Here is a 13,913-nt window from a genome sequence, read left to right as displayed (position 1 = left end):
AGGCGGATCGGGCGGGTGAGGTGCGGCGGGGCGGGCCGGTGGGGCCCGCCCCACCGCGGCCGGGTCAGCCGCCGAGCTCGGTGAGCAGCTGCTGCATCTCGGCGATCTCGGCGTTCTGGCTGTCGCGGATGGACTGGGCCAGCTCGAGGGCCTCCTTGTTGCGGCCGTTCGCGGAGTGCTCGGCCGCCATCTCCACCGCGCCCTGGTGGTGCACGATCATCTGCTCGAGGAACAGGCGGTCGAACTCCGGGCCGGTGGCGGACATCAGCGCGTGCATGTCGCCCTCGGACATCATCCCGCCCTCGCCGTGATCCATGCCGCCCATGCCGCCCCCCATGCCGTGGTCCATGTGGCCGCCGTCGGCGTCCCAGTCCTCCAGCCAGCCGGACATCGTCTCGATCTCGGGGTCCTGCGCGGCCTGGATGCGGGTGGCCAGGTCGAGCACGCGGGGATCGGCTGCCCGCCCTTCGGCCAGCTCGGCCATGGCGATCGCCTGCCGGTGGTGCGGAATCATGCCTCGGGCGAAGGCGACGTCGGCGTCGTTGAACTCGGCCTGCACGGCCGAGGAGTCGGCCGAGGAGTCGGCCGAGGAGCTGCTGCCGTTCATCATCGAGCCGTGCCCGACGGCGTCGGTGTCGTCGTCGGCGCAGCCGGCGAGGACGAATGCGCCGGCGAGCAGGGCGGCCGTGAGGCCGGTCAGGCGTGCGGTGGTGCGGGTCATGGTGGGTCTCTCCTGGAACTGCGGAACTGGGCCGGTGGACGTGCGCGTACACCGCCGCCGGGCCAGTCCGGTCGCTGAGGGCGGGGCGGTGCAGGCGGTCGGCCTAGATCCGCAGCAGGCAGAGGGCGTGCAGGTCCGGCGGGCGCAGCGGTGCCAGGCCCGCGGAGGCGTGCGTGCGCAGCCGCGCCCACGCCGCCGGTAGGAGCGTCAGCAGGCGGGGCAGCAGCAGGGCGACCAGCACCGCCAGCCCGGCGGCGAGCACCGCCAGGCACAGCGCCCACAGGTGCCCGACCGCTCCGGCCGGCGCGCTGCCGTGGTCGGCGGCGAGCAGGCCGGCCAGCGGGGCGGCGGCGACCATCGCGGCGGTGTCGTGGACGGTGCTGTGCGCATCGAGGCCGTGGCTCACCGCGCCGGTGCGCAGGCCGCCCTCGAGCACCCCGGTGGGGGCTGCGGCGACCGCGGCGCCGTCGGGACCGGCTGTGTGCCCGGTCCCGACGGCGGTGCACTGCAGGCCGTGCATCGCAAAGACGGCGGCCAGCAGCAGCAGCGCTGTCCAAACTCGTGCCGCCATGCCCACCCCCTCCTGAGCGAGGCTACGGCGACCGGGTCGGTCAGTGCCGGCCGGCGGCGGTCGGCTCCGCGGCCGCCCCAGAGCGCCGGGCCGGGGCCGCCGGGCCGGTGGTGATCTCGGCGACGCTGGCCTCCGGGCGCAGGTCCAGCCGCCGCAGCAGCTGGGCGTTGGACGCCACGACGACGGTGGACAGGCTCATCAGCAGCGCACCGACCTCCATCGGCAGGACGAAGCCGATCGGGGCGAGCACCCCGGCGGCCAGCGGGACCGCGATCAGGTTGTAGCCGGCGCCGGCCCAGAGGTTCTCCTGCATCTTGCGGTAGCTGGCCCGCGACAGCCGGATCACCGACACCACCGCACGCGGGTCGGAGGAGGCCAGGATGATCCCGGCGGACCCGATCGCGACGTCGGTGCCTGCACCGATCGCCAGGCCCACATCGGCGCGGGCCAGGCTCGGGGCATCGTTCACCCCGTCGCCGACCATGGCCACCGCCCGGCCCTGTTGCTGCAGGGCGGCGACCTTCTCGGCCTTGTCCTCGGGGCGCACCCCGGCGAACACCTGGTCGATGCCGAGCTCCGCAGCCACCGCGCGGGCGACCGGCTCGGCGTCACCGGTGATCATGACCACGTCGATGCCGAGCGCGTGCAGCGCGGCGACCGCCTCCCGGGACGCCGGCCGGATCTCGTCGGCCAGGGCCAGCGCCCCGACGACGTGCCCGTCGACGAGCACGTGCAGCACCGTCGCGCCCTCCTCTGCCCACGCCCGGGTGTCGGGCAGCGGGGTCAGGCCGTGCTCGGTGAGCATGTGCGGGCCGCCGACGGCGACGGTGTGCCCTTCGACGGTGGCGGTGACCCCGACCGCGGCCGACGCGCGGAACTCCGTCGCCGGGGACACGGGAAGATTCCGCTGCCGGGCGGCGGCGACGATCGCACGCGCCAGCGGGTGCTCGCTGTCGGTCTCCGCGGCGGCGGCCAGCGCCAGGACCTCGTCCTCGGTCCGGCCGACCCCGGCGATGTGGTTGACCGCCGGCTCGCCCTTGGTGAGGGTGCCGGTCTTGTCGAAGAGCACGGTGTCGACGGTGCGCATCCGCTCCATCGCCCCGCGGTCCTTGACCAGCACGCCGCCGCGCGCGGCCCGCTCGGTCGAGATGGACACCACCAGCGGGATCGCCAGGCCCAGGGCGTGCGGGCACGCGATGACCAGCACCGTGATCACCCGAACCAGCGCGCTGTCCGGCGCGCCGTAGAGGCTCCACACGACGGCGGTGATCCCCGCGGCGGCCACGGCGAACCAGAACAACCAGCCGGCCGCCCGGTCGGCCAGCAGCTGCGCGCGCGTGGTGGAGGACTGCGCCTCGGCGACCAGCCGCTGGATGCCGGCCAGCGCGGTGTCATCCCCGACCGCGGTCACCCGCACCCGGATGGCGGTGTCCGTGGCCACCGTGCCGGCCACCACGGTGTCGCCGACCCCGCGGCGGACCGGCTTGGACTCTCCGGTGATCATCGACTCGTCCACGTCGGCGGTGCCCTCGATCACCTCGCCGTCGGCCGGCACCCGCCCACCCGGACGGATGACGACCACGTCACCGACGGCCAGCTCGGCCGGCGGCACGGTGACCACCTGGTCGCCGACGACCTTCTCCGCCTCGTCGGGCAGCAGCGCGGCCAGCGAGTCCAGCGCCGAGGAGGTCTGGGCCAGGGAGCGCATCTCCAGCCAGTGCCCGAGCAGCATGATCACGATCAGCAGCGCCAGCTCCCACCAGAAGTCCAGCTCGTGGGAGAGCGAGCCGACCGTGGCACCCCAGGAGGCGATGAACGCCACGGTGATGGCCATGCCGATGAGCAGCATCATCCCGGGCCTGCGGGTCCGGATCTCCCCGACCGCGCCGGTGAGGAAAGGCAGCCCGCCCCAGACGAAGATGACCGTGCCCAGCACCGGGGACACCCAGGTCAGACCGGGGACGTCGGGCAGCGGGTAGCCGACGATGTCGGCGAACATGCCACTGAACAGCACCGTCGGCACCGCCAGCGCCAGCATGATCCAGAACAGCCGGCGGAACATCGCCACGTGGTGACCGCCGTGACCGCCGTGACCGCCGTGGCCGGCGTGCCCGCCGTGCGCCGCGTGACCACCGTGGTCCCCCCGGCCGCCGTGGTCTTCATGCCCGCCGTGCACCGCGCGGTCGCCGTGGCCGTCGGGGGCGGAGCCGGCGACGGCGCGCAGCGGGTCCTCCACGCCCAGGTGGCTGTCGCCGGGAGCGACCGGCAGTCCCTGTCCGTGCGTCGGCCCGTGGCCGGGGTCGTGGTGGTGGTGGTGGTGGTGGCCGGGCGCTGCCGCGTCCGTCTGCCCCGTGTGGCGGCCCGGGCGGGTCGTCGGATCTGACATGACCGTCTCCTCTGCCTCGCGCTGCTCCACCGACCGGCAGCCGAATCCCGCGGAAGACGGGTGAGTGGCAGCGCGGCGGCCCTGCACCGCCGTCAACCCTATACCCCTCCGGGGTATTTCCCCGACCCTGCTCAGCTCACGATTCAGCCGGTGACGCCGGCCGGTGGGCCGATCGCGCCGCCGTCGCGTCGGCACCGCTCCGTATCCCAGGGCGACGAGCACGGCCGGCGGCAGGGTCAGCCGGCGGTGGACGTCGACGGGCACCCGGGTCAGCAGCGGGCTGTCGGCGGCGGCGCGGATGACAACGTGCCCGTTCTCCCGGGAGGCGACGAGCAGGGTCTGCGGCGTCCAGCCCAGTGCGCCCAGCGCCTCGCCGAGGTTGACCCGGTTCTGCGCGTCGATGCGCGGCGCGTGCGCGTGCCGGACAGCGCCGTCACGTGACAGCCGCGGCGTGCGGTCGGAGATGTGCACGACCGGGGCCGGCACCTCGGCGGCGGCACCGCCACCGGCGCTGTGCGGCGCGGCCTTCGGGTGGAGCGCCCAGGTGCCCGGGTGGGCGCGCGGATGGCGGCGGTGCGGTGGCCGGTGTGGCCTGCCGTCGACGGCGCGGGACGGGGTCCCGGCCATCTGGAGGGACCGGGGAATTCCCGGTCTGGAGTGGGCAAGGGGGGAGTTGAACCCCCACGTCCTTTCGGACACACGGACCTGAACCGTGCGCGTCTGCCATTCCGCCACTTGCCCTGGCGAGGGAGAACAGTATCAGCTGGCACGCCCACCGCCGCCGGGGGGTTCCGAGACCGCTCGCCCCGCGGACGACGTGCGGGGCGTCGCGTCTTCCTGGGCGGTCATGCGCGCCCGGCCCGGCTACGATCACGGGTGGCAGAGTGGGACGTCCGGCGAGCGCAAGGGAGCGACTGTGGGTGTGCTGCAGCGCTTCGAGCGCCGGCTCGAGGGGATGGTCGGCCTCGCCTTCGCGCGCCTCTTCAAGGGCAAGGTCCACCCCGCCGAGATCGCCAAGGCGCTCCAGCGCGAGGCCGACGAGCAGCGCTCCATCCTCGGTGAGGGCCGGGTGCTGGCGCCCAACGTCTACGTCGTCCGCCTCGGGGAGACCGACTTCGAGCACCTGGGCCAGTGGTCCGACCAGCTGGCCGGCGAGCTCGCCGACATGGTCACCGAGCACATCGAGGACGAGGGCTACCAGGTCTTCGACAAGGTCACCGTCGCGCTTGAGCGGGACGACGAGCTGACCACCGGCGTCTTCGAGGTCAGCTCGCAGGTCGCCGACCCCGCGCGCCCACCGGTCCGGGCCGACGCGCCGCCGCTGGCCTCCGCCCCGGTCGCCGGCCACCCCCCGCTGCCTCCGCTCCCGCCGCTGCGCGGGCGGATGGCCACCGACACCGGGAAGCAGAACCCCTCGGTACTCGGCCGCGCCGGCTCCCGCACGACGATGACCCACGTGCTGGTCGTCGACGGCCCGGGCACGCGGCACGAGCTCTCCACCGGCCGCAACGTCATCGGCCGGGGCACCGAGGCAGACATCCGCATCCCCGACACCGGCGTCAGCCGCAAGCACGTCGACGTCGTCCTCGACGGCGACGTCGCCACGGTGGAGGACCTCGGGTCGACCAACGGCACGCTGGTCAACGGCCGGCGCGTCAGCCGCCAGCCGCTCAGCGACGGCGACGTCATCCGCATCGGTCACTCCGTCCTCGTCTACCGGCAGGACGGGGCGTGACCGGCTCCGTGCGGTCAGGAGAATCCGGCATCCGGGAGCAGACCTCCCGCCGCGATGCCGGGCAGGTGTCTGCCGGGGTGCGGCCGTGACCGAACTCGTCGTGCAGATCTTCCGCTTCGGCTTCCTCCTGCTGCTGTGGCTGTTCATCTTCGCCGCGTTCCGCGTGGTGCGCGCCGACCTGTTCGGCGGGCGTCCGGGTCGCGTCGCCACCGTGCCGCCCCGCTCGGCCACGCCGAAGAAGCGCGGCCACCGCGGTCCCAAGTCCCTGGTGGTCACCGCCGGGCCGCTCACCGGCACCAAGATCACCCTCGGTGACCAACCCATCCTCATCGGCCGGGCCGACGACTCGACCCTGGTCCTAACCGACGACTTCGCCAGCTCCCGGCACGCCCGCCTGACCAACCGGGGCGGCCAGTGGTACGTCGAGGACCTGGGTTCGACCAACGGCACCTACCTGGACCAGCAGCGCGTGCAGGGCCCGCTGCAGGTCGCCCCCGGCCAGCCGATCCGCATCGGCCAGACCGCACTGGAGCTGCGTTCGTGACGTTGGTCCTCCGCTACGCCGCGCGCTCCGACCGCGGCCTCATCCGCGGCAACAACCAGGACTCGGTCTACGCCGGGCCCCGGCTGCTGGCCGTGGCCGACGGCATGGGCGGCCACGCCGCCGGCGACGTCGCCAGCAAGGTGGTGATCGCCGCCCTCGAGCACCTCGACGAGGACACGCCGAGCGGCGACATGCTGCAGTCGATGCGGTCCGCCGTGCACGAGGGCAGCGAGCACCTGCGCGAGGTCATCCGCGAGTCGCCGCAGCTCGAGGGCATGGGCACCACGCTCACCGCCATCCTGTTCGCCGGCGGCCGGCTCGCCCTGTGCCACGTCGGTGACACCCGGGCCTACCTGCTGCGCGACGGTGAGTTCACCCAGATCACCCACGACGACACCTTCGTGCAGAGCCTGATCGACGACGGCCGGATCACCGAGGAGGAGGCGAGCACGCACCCGCAGCGGTCCCTCCTGCTGCGCGCCCTCAACGGCCAGGAGGTCGAGCCCGACCTCTCGATGCGCGAGGCGCGCGCGGGCGACCGCTACCTGCTGTGCTCCGACGGCCTGTCCGGCGTCGTCAGCGAGGAGACCCTGGCCGAGGCGCTCAAGGACCCCGACCCGGAGGCCACCGCCGACCGGCTGATCGAGCTGGCGCTGCGCAGCGGCGGCCCGGACAACATCACCGTGATCGTCGCCGACGTCCTCGAGGACACCGGTGGCAACGGCCGGTTCGACCCGGTCGTGGACGGCGCGGCCGGCGACAACATCGGCCAGCGCGAGGTGGACCCGCGCTCGGCCGCCGGCCGAGCCGCGCTCGCCGACCAGGCCGCTGCTCCCCCGCCGCCGCCCACACTGCCGACGGGCGGCGGCCCCTCCGCCCGCCGCCGCCCGATGCGCATCCTCCTGGTGGCGGGGGCCCTTCTCACCGTGCTGGTGGCCGGGGCGATCGGTACGTACGTGTGGGCGCTCAACCACTGGTTCGTGGGCGTGAACGGCTCCGGTGACGACCGGCAGGTGGCCGTCTTCCGCGGGCTGGACGCCTCGCTGCTCGGGATGGACCTCTCCCGCCTGGACCGGGGCACCGACCTCGCGCTCAGCGACCTGACCCCGGCCGCGCGCAACCGCGTCCTCGACACCATCACCGCCGACGACTCCGAGGACGCCGAGCGGATCGTCTCCGCGCTGACCGACCAGCGGCTGCCGCTGTGCCGCACCGCCGACAGCGGCACCGCCTCGCCCACGGAGGAGCCGACGGTGCCGCCGGCCGCCGCACCGACGACCGCCCAGGAACCGGCGCCCGGGGAGCCCGCCCTCCCCGAGGCACCCGCGGAGGAGCCGACGAGCGTGCCGTCGCCGGCGCGGACGACGACGTCGCCCGTGCCGGGGGTGGACTGCCGGGAGGCCGACTGATGCCCGGACCCGTCACCGACCCGCGTACCGCCGCGGCCGAGACGCCCACCCGGCGGGGCACCGAGGCGTTGCTGCTCGCCTTCGCCGTCCTCATCACCGTCGCGGCGCAGGCGATCGTCGACCTCACGGTCACCGGCGAACTGCGCCCGGAGATGGCCGGCTTCAGCGTGTGGATCACCGCGCTGTGGGTGGTCGCGCACCTCGTCGTCCGCCGGTGGGCGGCCTACGCCGATCCGCTGCTGCTCCCGGCCGTCGCCCTGCTCGTGGGCCTCGGCCTGGCCGTGATCCACCGCCTCGACCTGGCGGCCGGGCAGGTCGGCAGCACGGTCACCCGCGAGGACGCACCCGTGCAGCTGGTGTGGGCGACCCTGGGCGTCGCGCTCTTCGTGGCCGTCCTCGTCGTCGTCCGCGACCACCGGATCCTCTCCCGGTTCGCCTACACGCTGGCGCTGATCGGGCTGGTGCTGCTGGCCATCCCGGCCGTGCTGCCGGCGTCGATCTCGGAGGTCAACGGCGCCAAGATCTGGATCCGGGTGGCCGGCTTCTCCATCCAGCCGGGCGAGTTCGCCAAGATCTGCCTCGTCGTCTTCTTCGCCGCCTACCTGGTGGACAAGCGCGACGTGCTGGCGCTGGCCAGCCGCAAGGTCGCCGGTATCGAACTGCCCCGCGGCCGCGACCTGGGCCCGGTGCTGCTCGCCTGGATCGTCTCCATCCTGGTGCTCGTCTTCGAGCGCGACCTGGGCAGCTCGCTGCTGCTGTTCGGCATCTTCGTGGTGATGCTCTACGTCGCCACCGAGCGCGCCAGCTGGCTGTTCATCGGCCTGGGCCTGTTCGCCGGCGGCGCGTTCATCGCCTACCAGATCTTCAGCCACGTGCAGGCCCGCGTGAACACCTGGCTGGACCCGTCCGCCCACTACGACGGCGCCGGGTACCAGCTGATGCAGTCGTTGTTCGGCCTCGGCACGGGGGGGCTGTTCGGCGCCGGCCTCGGCGGCGGGCGCCCCGACCAGGTGCCGGTGGCCAAGAGCGACTTCATCGCTGCCGCCGTCGGCGAGGAACTCGGCCTCTTCGGGCTGGTCGCCGTCATCGTGGTGTACCTGATCCTGGTCGAGCGCGGCCTGCGCACCTCGCTCGTCGTCCGCGACGCCTTCGGCAAGCTGCTGGCCACCGGGCTGGCGTTCGCCATCGCCTGGCAGGTGTTCGTCGTGCTGGGCGGGGTCACCGGGCTGCTCCCGCTGACCGGGCTCACCACGCCGTTCCTGGCCTACGGCGGATCGTCGCTCGTGGCGAACTTCGTGCTCGTCGCGCTGCTGGTCCGGATCAGCGACGCCGCGCGCCGCCCGGCGACGCAGCACGCCGCCCCGGTGCGGCTCGGGGACGCCCCGACCGAGGTGGTGACCCCGTGAACGCGCCGCTGCGGCGGGTGGCGATCAGCGTGCTGGTGCTGTTCACGCTGCTGATCGTCAACGTCAACGTCATCCAGGTGGTCCGCTCGGACGATCTCCGGAGCGACACCCGCAACACCCGGGTGATCGCCGAGTCCTACGACCGGGAACGCGGTTCGATCATCGTGGCGGGCACCGAGGTCGCGATGTCCGTGCCCACCGACGGCCGGCTGGAGTACCTGCGCACCTATCCGCAGGGGCCGATGTACGCGCCGGTCACCGGGTACCACTCGCTGGTGTACGGCAACCGGTACCTGGAGAAGGTCATGAACGACGTGCTCTCCGGGGAGGACGACCGGCTGTTCGTCCGGCGCATCGCCGACCTGTTCACCGGGCGCGACCCGGCCGGCGGCGACGTCGTCCTCACCCTCGACCCCGCCGTCCAGGCGGCTGCCATGGCAGGCCTGGAGGGTGTCACCGGTGGTGTCGTCGCCCTCGACCCGCGGACCGGCGCGATCCTCGGGATGGCGAGCACGCCCACCTACGACCCGGGCCTGGTGTCCGGCCACGATCCCCAGGCCATCCGCGAGAACATGGAGGCCATCACCTCGCAGGATCCGGACCCCCGGGTGAACCGCTCGATCGCGGACAACTACCCGCCCGGGTCGCTGTTCAAGGTGATCGTCGCGGCGGCCGCCCTGCAGGAGGGGCTGGCCCCCGAGTCCGTCGTGCCGGCCCCCCGCGAGCTGCCCCTCCCGAACAGCACGCGGGTGATCCCCAACTTCGGCGGCTCGGCGTGCAGCCCCAGTGGCGAGCAGTCGCTCACCGATGCGCTGACGATCTCCTGCAACACCGCCTTCGCCCAGCTCGGCCTCGATCTCGGCGAGGAGCAGGTGCGCGAGATGGCGGAGGCGTTCGGGCTGGACGACCAGGGCCTGCAGATCCCCCTGGAGGTCGCGGCGAGCACCGTCGGTGAGATCCCCGACGACGCCGCCCTGGCCCAGGCGTCCATCGGCCAGCGCAACGTGCGCATGACCGTGCTCCAGGCGGCCATGCTGGCAGCGACCGTGGCCAACGACGGCGTGCAGATGAAGCCCTACCTGATCGACGAGCTGCGCGCGCCCGACCTCACCGTCATCGACTCGACCGACCCGGAGGAGCTCCGCGAGCCCATCTCGGCGACCGTCGCCGACCAGCTCACCGAGATGATGGTCAGCGTCGTCGCCCGCGGCTCGGGGCGGGCCGCCCGCCTCTCCGGCATCGAGGTCGCCGGCAAGACCGGCACCGCGCAGGTGCGCGAGGGCGTGCCCGACCACAACTGGTTCATGGGCTTCGCGCCCGCCGACGACCCGCAGATCGCCGTCGCCGTGTTCGTGGCCAACGGCGGCGGTACCGGCGGCGACGTCTCCGCCCCCATCGCCCGCGACGTCATGGCGGCCTGGTTCGAGGGGCGGGGCTGATGGCACTCGGCATCGGGAGCCTGCTGGCCGGGCGCTACGAGATCACCGCGCCCATCGCCACCGGCGGCATGGGGGAGGTGTGGAAGGCCCGCGACCAGGTGCTCGACCGCATCGTGGCCGCCAAGGTGCTCAAGAGCGAGTACACCAACGACCCGAGCTTCCTGGCCCGCTTCCGCAACGAGGCTCGGCACACCGCGGCCCTGTCCCACCCCAACATCGCCTCGGTCTACGACTACGGCGAGACGACCGACGACAGCGGCGTGCAGACCCTGGCGTTCCTGGTCATGGAGTACGTCGAGGGCCAGCCCCTGGTGACGATCCTCCACGAGGAGGGCCGGCTGCCCGTCGACTGGACGCTGCACGTGCTCGGCCAGGCTGCGGACGGCCTCTCCGCCGCCCACCGGGCCGGCGTGGTGCACCGCGACATCAAGCCCGGCAACCTGATCGTCCGGCCCGACGGCGTGGTGAAGCTGACCGACTTCGGCATCGCCCAGGCCCGGGACGCCGCACCGCTCACCCGCACCGGCATGGTGGTCGGCACCGCGCAGTACCTCTCCCCCGAGCAGGCCCAGGGCATGGAGGTGACCGCCGCCTCCGACGTCTACTCGCTCGGCGTCGTCGGCTTCGAGTGCCTCTCCGGCGCCCGGCCGTTCGACGGCGCCTCCCAGGTGGCGATCGCGCTGGCGCACATCAACCGGCCGCCGCCCCCGCTGCCGGGGGACATCCCGCCGGCGGTCCGCCTGCTCGTCGAGCGCGCCCTGGCGAAGGACCCGGCCGACCGGTTCACCGACGGCGGCGCGTTCGCCGAGGCGGTCCGCCGCGTCGCCGCCGGCGACTCCCTCGCCGCCTCCGTGGTCGCCCCGGCGACCGCCCCGACGCAGATCGTGGACGTCGGCGACGGACACACCCAGGTCTTCGCCACGCCGGCCGCCGGCATGCCCGCGGTGTCGCCGGCCACCGCTGGCCGTCCGATGCCGCCCCTGCACGCTGCTCCGGACGACGACGACTGGACGGCCGGCGACGGACCTCCCGCCCGGGGCGGCAACCGGCGCTGGGCCTGGCTGGCCGCGGCCGTCGTGGTCCTGCTGCTGGTGGCCGGCACCACGTACGTGCTGCTGTCCCGTACGGGAGCCGATCCCGGCAACGAGGACGCCGCCCCCACCACCGGCGCACCGACCACCAGCGCCGAGCCCGCCGGGATCCTGCTGGACCCGGCCCGGTACATCGGCCGGGACGCCGACGAGGTGGAGGAGGAGCTGCGGGAGGCCGGATTCACGTCGGTCTCGCAGCAGGAGGCCAGCGCGGGGCTGCTGACCGCCCTCGGCCAGGCCCTGGACGAGGGCGACGTCGCAGGCATCGATCCGTCCGGCGTCGAGGCGACCCCGGACACCCCGGTCACGCTCTACTACTCCCCCGACGAGTACGACCCCGCCGCCGGGGAGGGCAACGAGGGCGACGAGGCCGACGAGGGCGACGAGGGCGACGAGGGCGAGGAGACGGCGACCCCGACGACCACGGCGCCGCCGACCACCACGGCCCCGACGGGGACGACCGATCCTGCGGAGGAGACATCGACGAGCGCGACGAGCTCGTCGACGACCACGACGCCCCCCGCCGGCGGCACGCCTGCTCCGACGACCACGGCACCCCCGCCGCCGACGACCACCGAACCGCCCGCGCCGGAGACCGATGCCGGAGCGAGCGCCGCGCCGACCCAAGGTGACGGACAGTGACCAGCTCGGCACTCGGATCCCGGATCGCGGGGCGTTCTGCGGTTAGGCTCGCCGACGGCCAGCAGTCCGCGGCGCAGATCGCCGCGGGCACGCTCCGCACCACCGGGCCGCGCAGGCCGCACGGAACCGCCCGAGAGGACCGTCGATGACCACGCCGCAGGTGCTCGGTGAGCGCTACGAGATCGGCGGAGTCCTGGGCCGCGGTGGCATGGCCGAGGTGCACCACGGCCGCGACCTGCGCCTCGGCCGCGAGGTGGCGGTCAAGGTGCTGCGCCACGACCTGGCCCGCGACCCCTCGTTCCAGGTGCGTTTCCGCCGCGAGGCCCAGGCCTCGGCCTCCCTCAACCACCCGGCGATCGTCGCCGTCTACGACACCGGCGAGGACCGCACGCCCAGCGGCGCCACCCCGTACATCGTCATGGAGTACGTGGAGGGCGAGACCCTGCGCGACGTCCTCCGGCGGGAGGGCCGGCTGCCGATCGAGCGGGCCATGAGCCTCGCCGCGGACATCAGCGGCGCACTGGACTTCAGCCACCGCAACGGCATCGTGCACCGGGACGTGAAACCCGGGAACGTCATGATCACCCCGCAGGGCACGGTCAAGGTCATGGACTTCGGCATCGCCCGGGCGGTGTCGGACTCCGCGGCCACGATGACCTCCACGGCTGCGGTGATAGGGACCGCCCAGTACCTCTCCCCCGAGCAGGCGCGCGGCGAGGGCGTGGACGCCCGGTCCGACGTCTACTCGCTGGGCTGCCTCCTCTACGAGCTCGTCACCGGGGCACCGCCGTTCACCGGTGACTCGCCGGTGTCGGTGGCCTACCAGCACGTGCGCGAGGACCCCCGCCTGCCGTCGTCGATCAACCCCGACGTGCCCCCGGAGCTGGACGCGATCCTGCTCAAGGCGATGAGCAAGAACCCGGCCAACCGGTACCAGTCGGCCGCCGAGATGCGCAACGACCTGCTCCGGGCGCTCGCCGGGCAGCGGGTCGAGGCGACGCCGGTCATGGGCGACGCCGAGAAGACCGCCATCATCGGCGCACCCGTGGGCGCCTACGCCAGCGGCCACGGCGACGACGACTGGGACGACGACGGCGATCGGCGCCGCAAGCGCCGGATCATCGCGATCGTCTCGGTGCTCGCCGTGCTCCTTCTCGGTGGCGTGATCGCCGCGGCCGTGGCCCTGACCCAGGACGACGAGGCGCCGCCGGTCGCGCAGGTGACCGTGCCCGCGTTCGCCGGGCTGGACCAGGCCACGGCCGAACAGCGGATCACCGAGGCCGGGCTCGCCGTCGGCGACGTCACGACCGAGGCGAGCGCCACCGTTCCCGAAGGGCAGGTCGTGTCGAGCACCCCGCCCAGCGGTGCGCGGGTGGATGCGGAGACCCCGGTCGACCTGGTCGTCAGCGCCGGGCCCGACACCATCCTGGTGCCGAACGTCGTCGGCCTCACCGAGGACCAGGCGCGCGCCAACCTGGAGCAGGCCGGGTTCACCAACATCTCCAGCCGGCAGGTCGACTCCATCGAGTACGACGAGGGCCGGGTGGCCGCGGTGAGCCCCGCCGAGTCCAGCCAGGCGAACCCGGATGCCGTCATCACGCTGAGCGTCTCCACCGGCACCATCGAGCTGCCCGACGTCGTCAACCGGACCGAGACGCAGGCGCGGGCCCTCCTGCAGGAGGCCGGCTTCAGCACCGGGCAGATCGAGATCCAGAACGTCGAGCGCGACGACGTCCCGCAGGGCACCGTCGTCGAGACCGACCCGTCGGCCGGGCAGGACGTCGGCTCGGGGGACACCATCACGCTCCGCGTGGCCGTCCCCACGCCGCCGGAGCAGCCGGCCACGCCCACCACCACGACCACCCCGTCCGTTCCGCCCACACAGCCGGAGACGCCGGACACGCAGGACCCGGAGGACGACGAGACCGGCGGCTAGCGCGACCAGCCACCCGGACGCCGAGCAGGGCCC

General features: G+C 73.8%; 10 protein-coding genes and 1 tRNA gene. 7 read left to right on the top strand and 4 right to left on the bottom strand.

Going from position 1 to position 13,913, the window contains the following annotated elements:
- Positions 1–64 precede the first annotated feature (64 nt).
- The 4 genes from ACI799_RS16970 to ACI799_RS16955 form a co-directional block, all read right to left on the bottom strand.
- A complete protein-coding gene (locus tag ACI799_RS16970; protein WP_456589563.1) occupies positions 65–721 on the bottom strand; it encodes a DUF305 domain-containing protein in 657 nt (218 codons plus the stop codon).
- A gap of 103 nt (positions 722–824) precedes the next feature.
- A complete protein-coding gene (locus tag ACI799_RS16965; RefSeq protein WP_456589564.1) occupies positions 825–1,292 on the bottom strand; it encodes a hypothetical protein in 468 nt (155 codons plus the stop codon).
- A gap of 40 nt (positions 1,293–1,332) precedes the next feature.
- Positions 1,333–4,305, bottom strand: coding sequence for a heavy metal translocating P-type ATPase (locus ACI799_RS16960; RefSeq protein WP_456613521.1), 2,973 nt, complete (start codon positions 4,303–4,305; stop codon positions 1,333–1,335).
- A 31-nt stretch (positions 4,306–4,336) separates the two neighbouring features.
- Positions 4,337–4,419: transfer RNA gene (locus ACI799_RS16955), tRNA-Leu, on the bottom strand.
- 175 nt (positions 4,420–4,594) lie between these two features.
- Between ACI799_RS16955 and ACI799_RS16950 the strand changes: the two genes are divergently transcribed.
- The 7 genes from ACI799_RS16950 to pknB all read left to right on the top strand — a co-directional run bounded on the left by ACI799_RS16950 (position 4,595) and on the right by pknB (position 13,880).
- Positions 4,595–5,413 (top strand): FhaA domain-containing protein, encoded by an 819-nt coding sequence (locus ACI799_RS16950; protein WP_456589566.1) that lies wholly within the window; start codon positions 4,595–4,597, stop codon positions 5,411–5,413.
- 85 nt (positions 5,414–5,498) lie between these two features.
- The gene (locus ACI799_RS16945; RefSeq protein ID WP_456589567.1) at positions 5,499–5,957 is read left to right on the top strand and encodes an FHA domain-containing protein FhaB/FipA; all 459 of its coding nucleotides are present in this window, start codon (positions 5,499–5,501) and stop codon (positions 5,955–5,957) included.
- Positions 5,954–7,366, top strand: a complete 1,413-nt coding sequence (locus ACI799_RS16940; RefSeq protein WP_456613520.1) for a protein phosphatase 2C domain-containing protein — start codon at positions 5,954–5,956, stop codon at positions 7,364–7,366. The genes ACI799_RS16945 and ACI799_RS16940 overlap by 4 nt, the downstream gene beginning before the upstream one ends.
- On the top strand, positions 7,366–8,772 hold the full coding sequence (locus ACI799_RS16935) for an FtsW/RodA/SpoVE family cell cycle protein (RefSeq protein ID WP_456589569.1): 1,407 nt from the start codon (positions 7,366–7,368) through the stop codon (positions 8,770–8,772). Before ACI799_RS16940 ends, ACI799_RS16935 begins: the two co-directional genes overlap by 1 nt.
- On the top strand, positions 8,769–10,211 hold the full coding sequence (locus tag ACI799_RS16930) for a peptidoglycan D,D-transpeptidase FtsI family protein (protein WP_456589570.1): 1,443 nt from the start codon (positions 8,769–8,771) through the stop codon (positions 10,209–10,211). Before ACI799_RS16935 ends, ACI799_RS16930 begins: the two co-directional genes overlap by 4 nt.
- On the top strand, positions 10,211–11,944 hold the full coding sequence (locus ACI799_RS16925; RefSeq protein WP_456613519.1) for a protein kinase domain-containing protein: 1,734 nt from the start codon (positions 10,211–10,213) through the stop codon (positions 11,942–11,944). Before ACI799_RS16930 ends, ACI799_RS16925 begins: the two co-directional genes overlap by 1 nt.
- Positions 11,945–12,089: 145 nt before the next feature.
- Complete coding sequence (gene pknB / locus ACI799_RS16920) at positions 12,090–13,880, top strand: Stk1 family PASTA domain-containing Ser/Thr kinase (RefSeq protein WP_456613518.1); 1,791 nt, start codon at positions 12,090–12,092, stop codon at positions 13,878–13,880.
- Positions 13,881–13,913 lie beyond the last annotated feature (33 nt).

The sequence above is a fragment of the Blastococcus sp. SYSU DS0753 genome, assembly GCF_054051175.1.
This window is presented reverse-complemented; position numbering and strand designations above follow the sequence as displayed.

Bases quoted from the DNA above. Each gene is read 5' to 3' on its own strand.
- ACI799_RS16970 (WP_456589563.1), bottom strand. From the start codon at position 721: ATGACCCGCACCACCGCACGCCTGACCGGCCTCACGGCCGCCCTGCTC.
- ACI799_RS16965 (WP_456589564.1), bottom strand. From the start codon at position 1,292: ATGGCGGCACGAGTTTGGACAGCGCTGCTGCTGCTGGCCGCCGTCTTT.
- ACI799_RS16960 (WP_456613521.1), bottom strand. From the start codon at position 4,305: ATGGCCGGGACCCCGTCCCGCGCCGTCGACGGCAGGCCACACCGGCCA.
- ACI799_RS16935 (WP_456589569.1), top strand. From the start codon at position 7,366: ATGCCCGGACCCGTCACCGACCCGCGTACCGCCGCGGCCGAGACGCCC.
- ACI799_RS16925 (WP_456613519.1), top strand. From the start codon at position 10,211: ATGGCACTCGGCATCGGGAGCCTGCTGGCCGGGCGCTACGAGATCACC.
- pknB (WP_456613518.1), top strand. From the start codon at position 12,090: ATGACCACGCCGCAGGTGCTCGGTGAGCGCTACGAGATCGGCGGAGTC.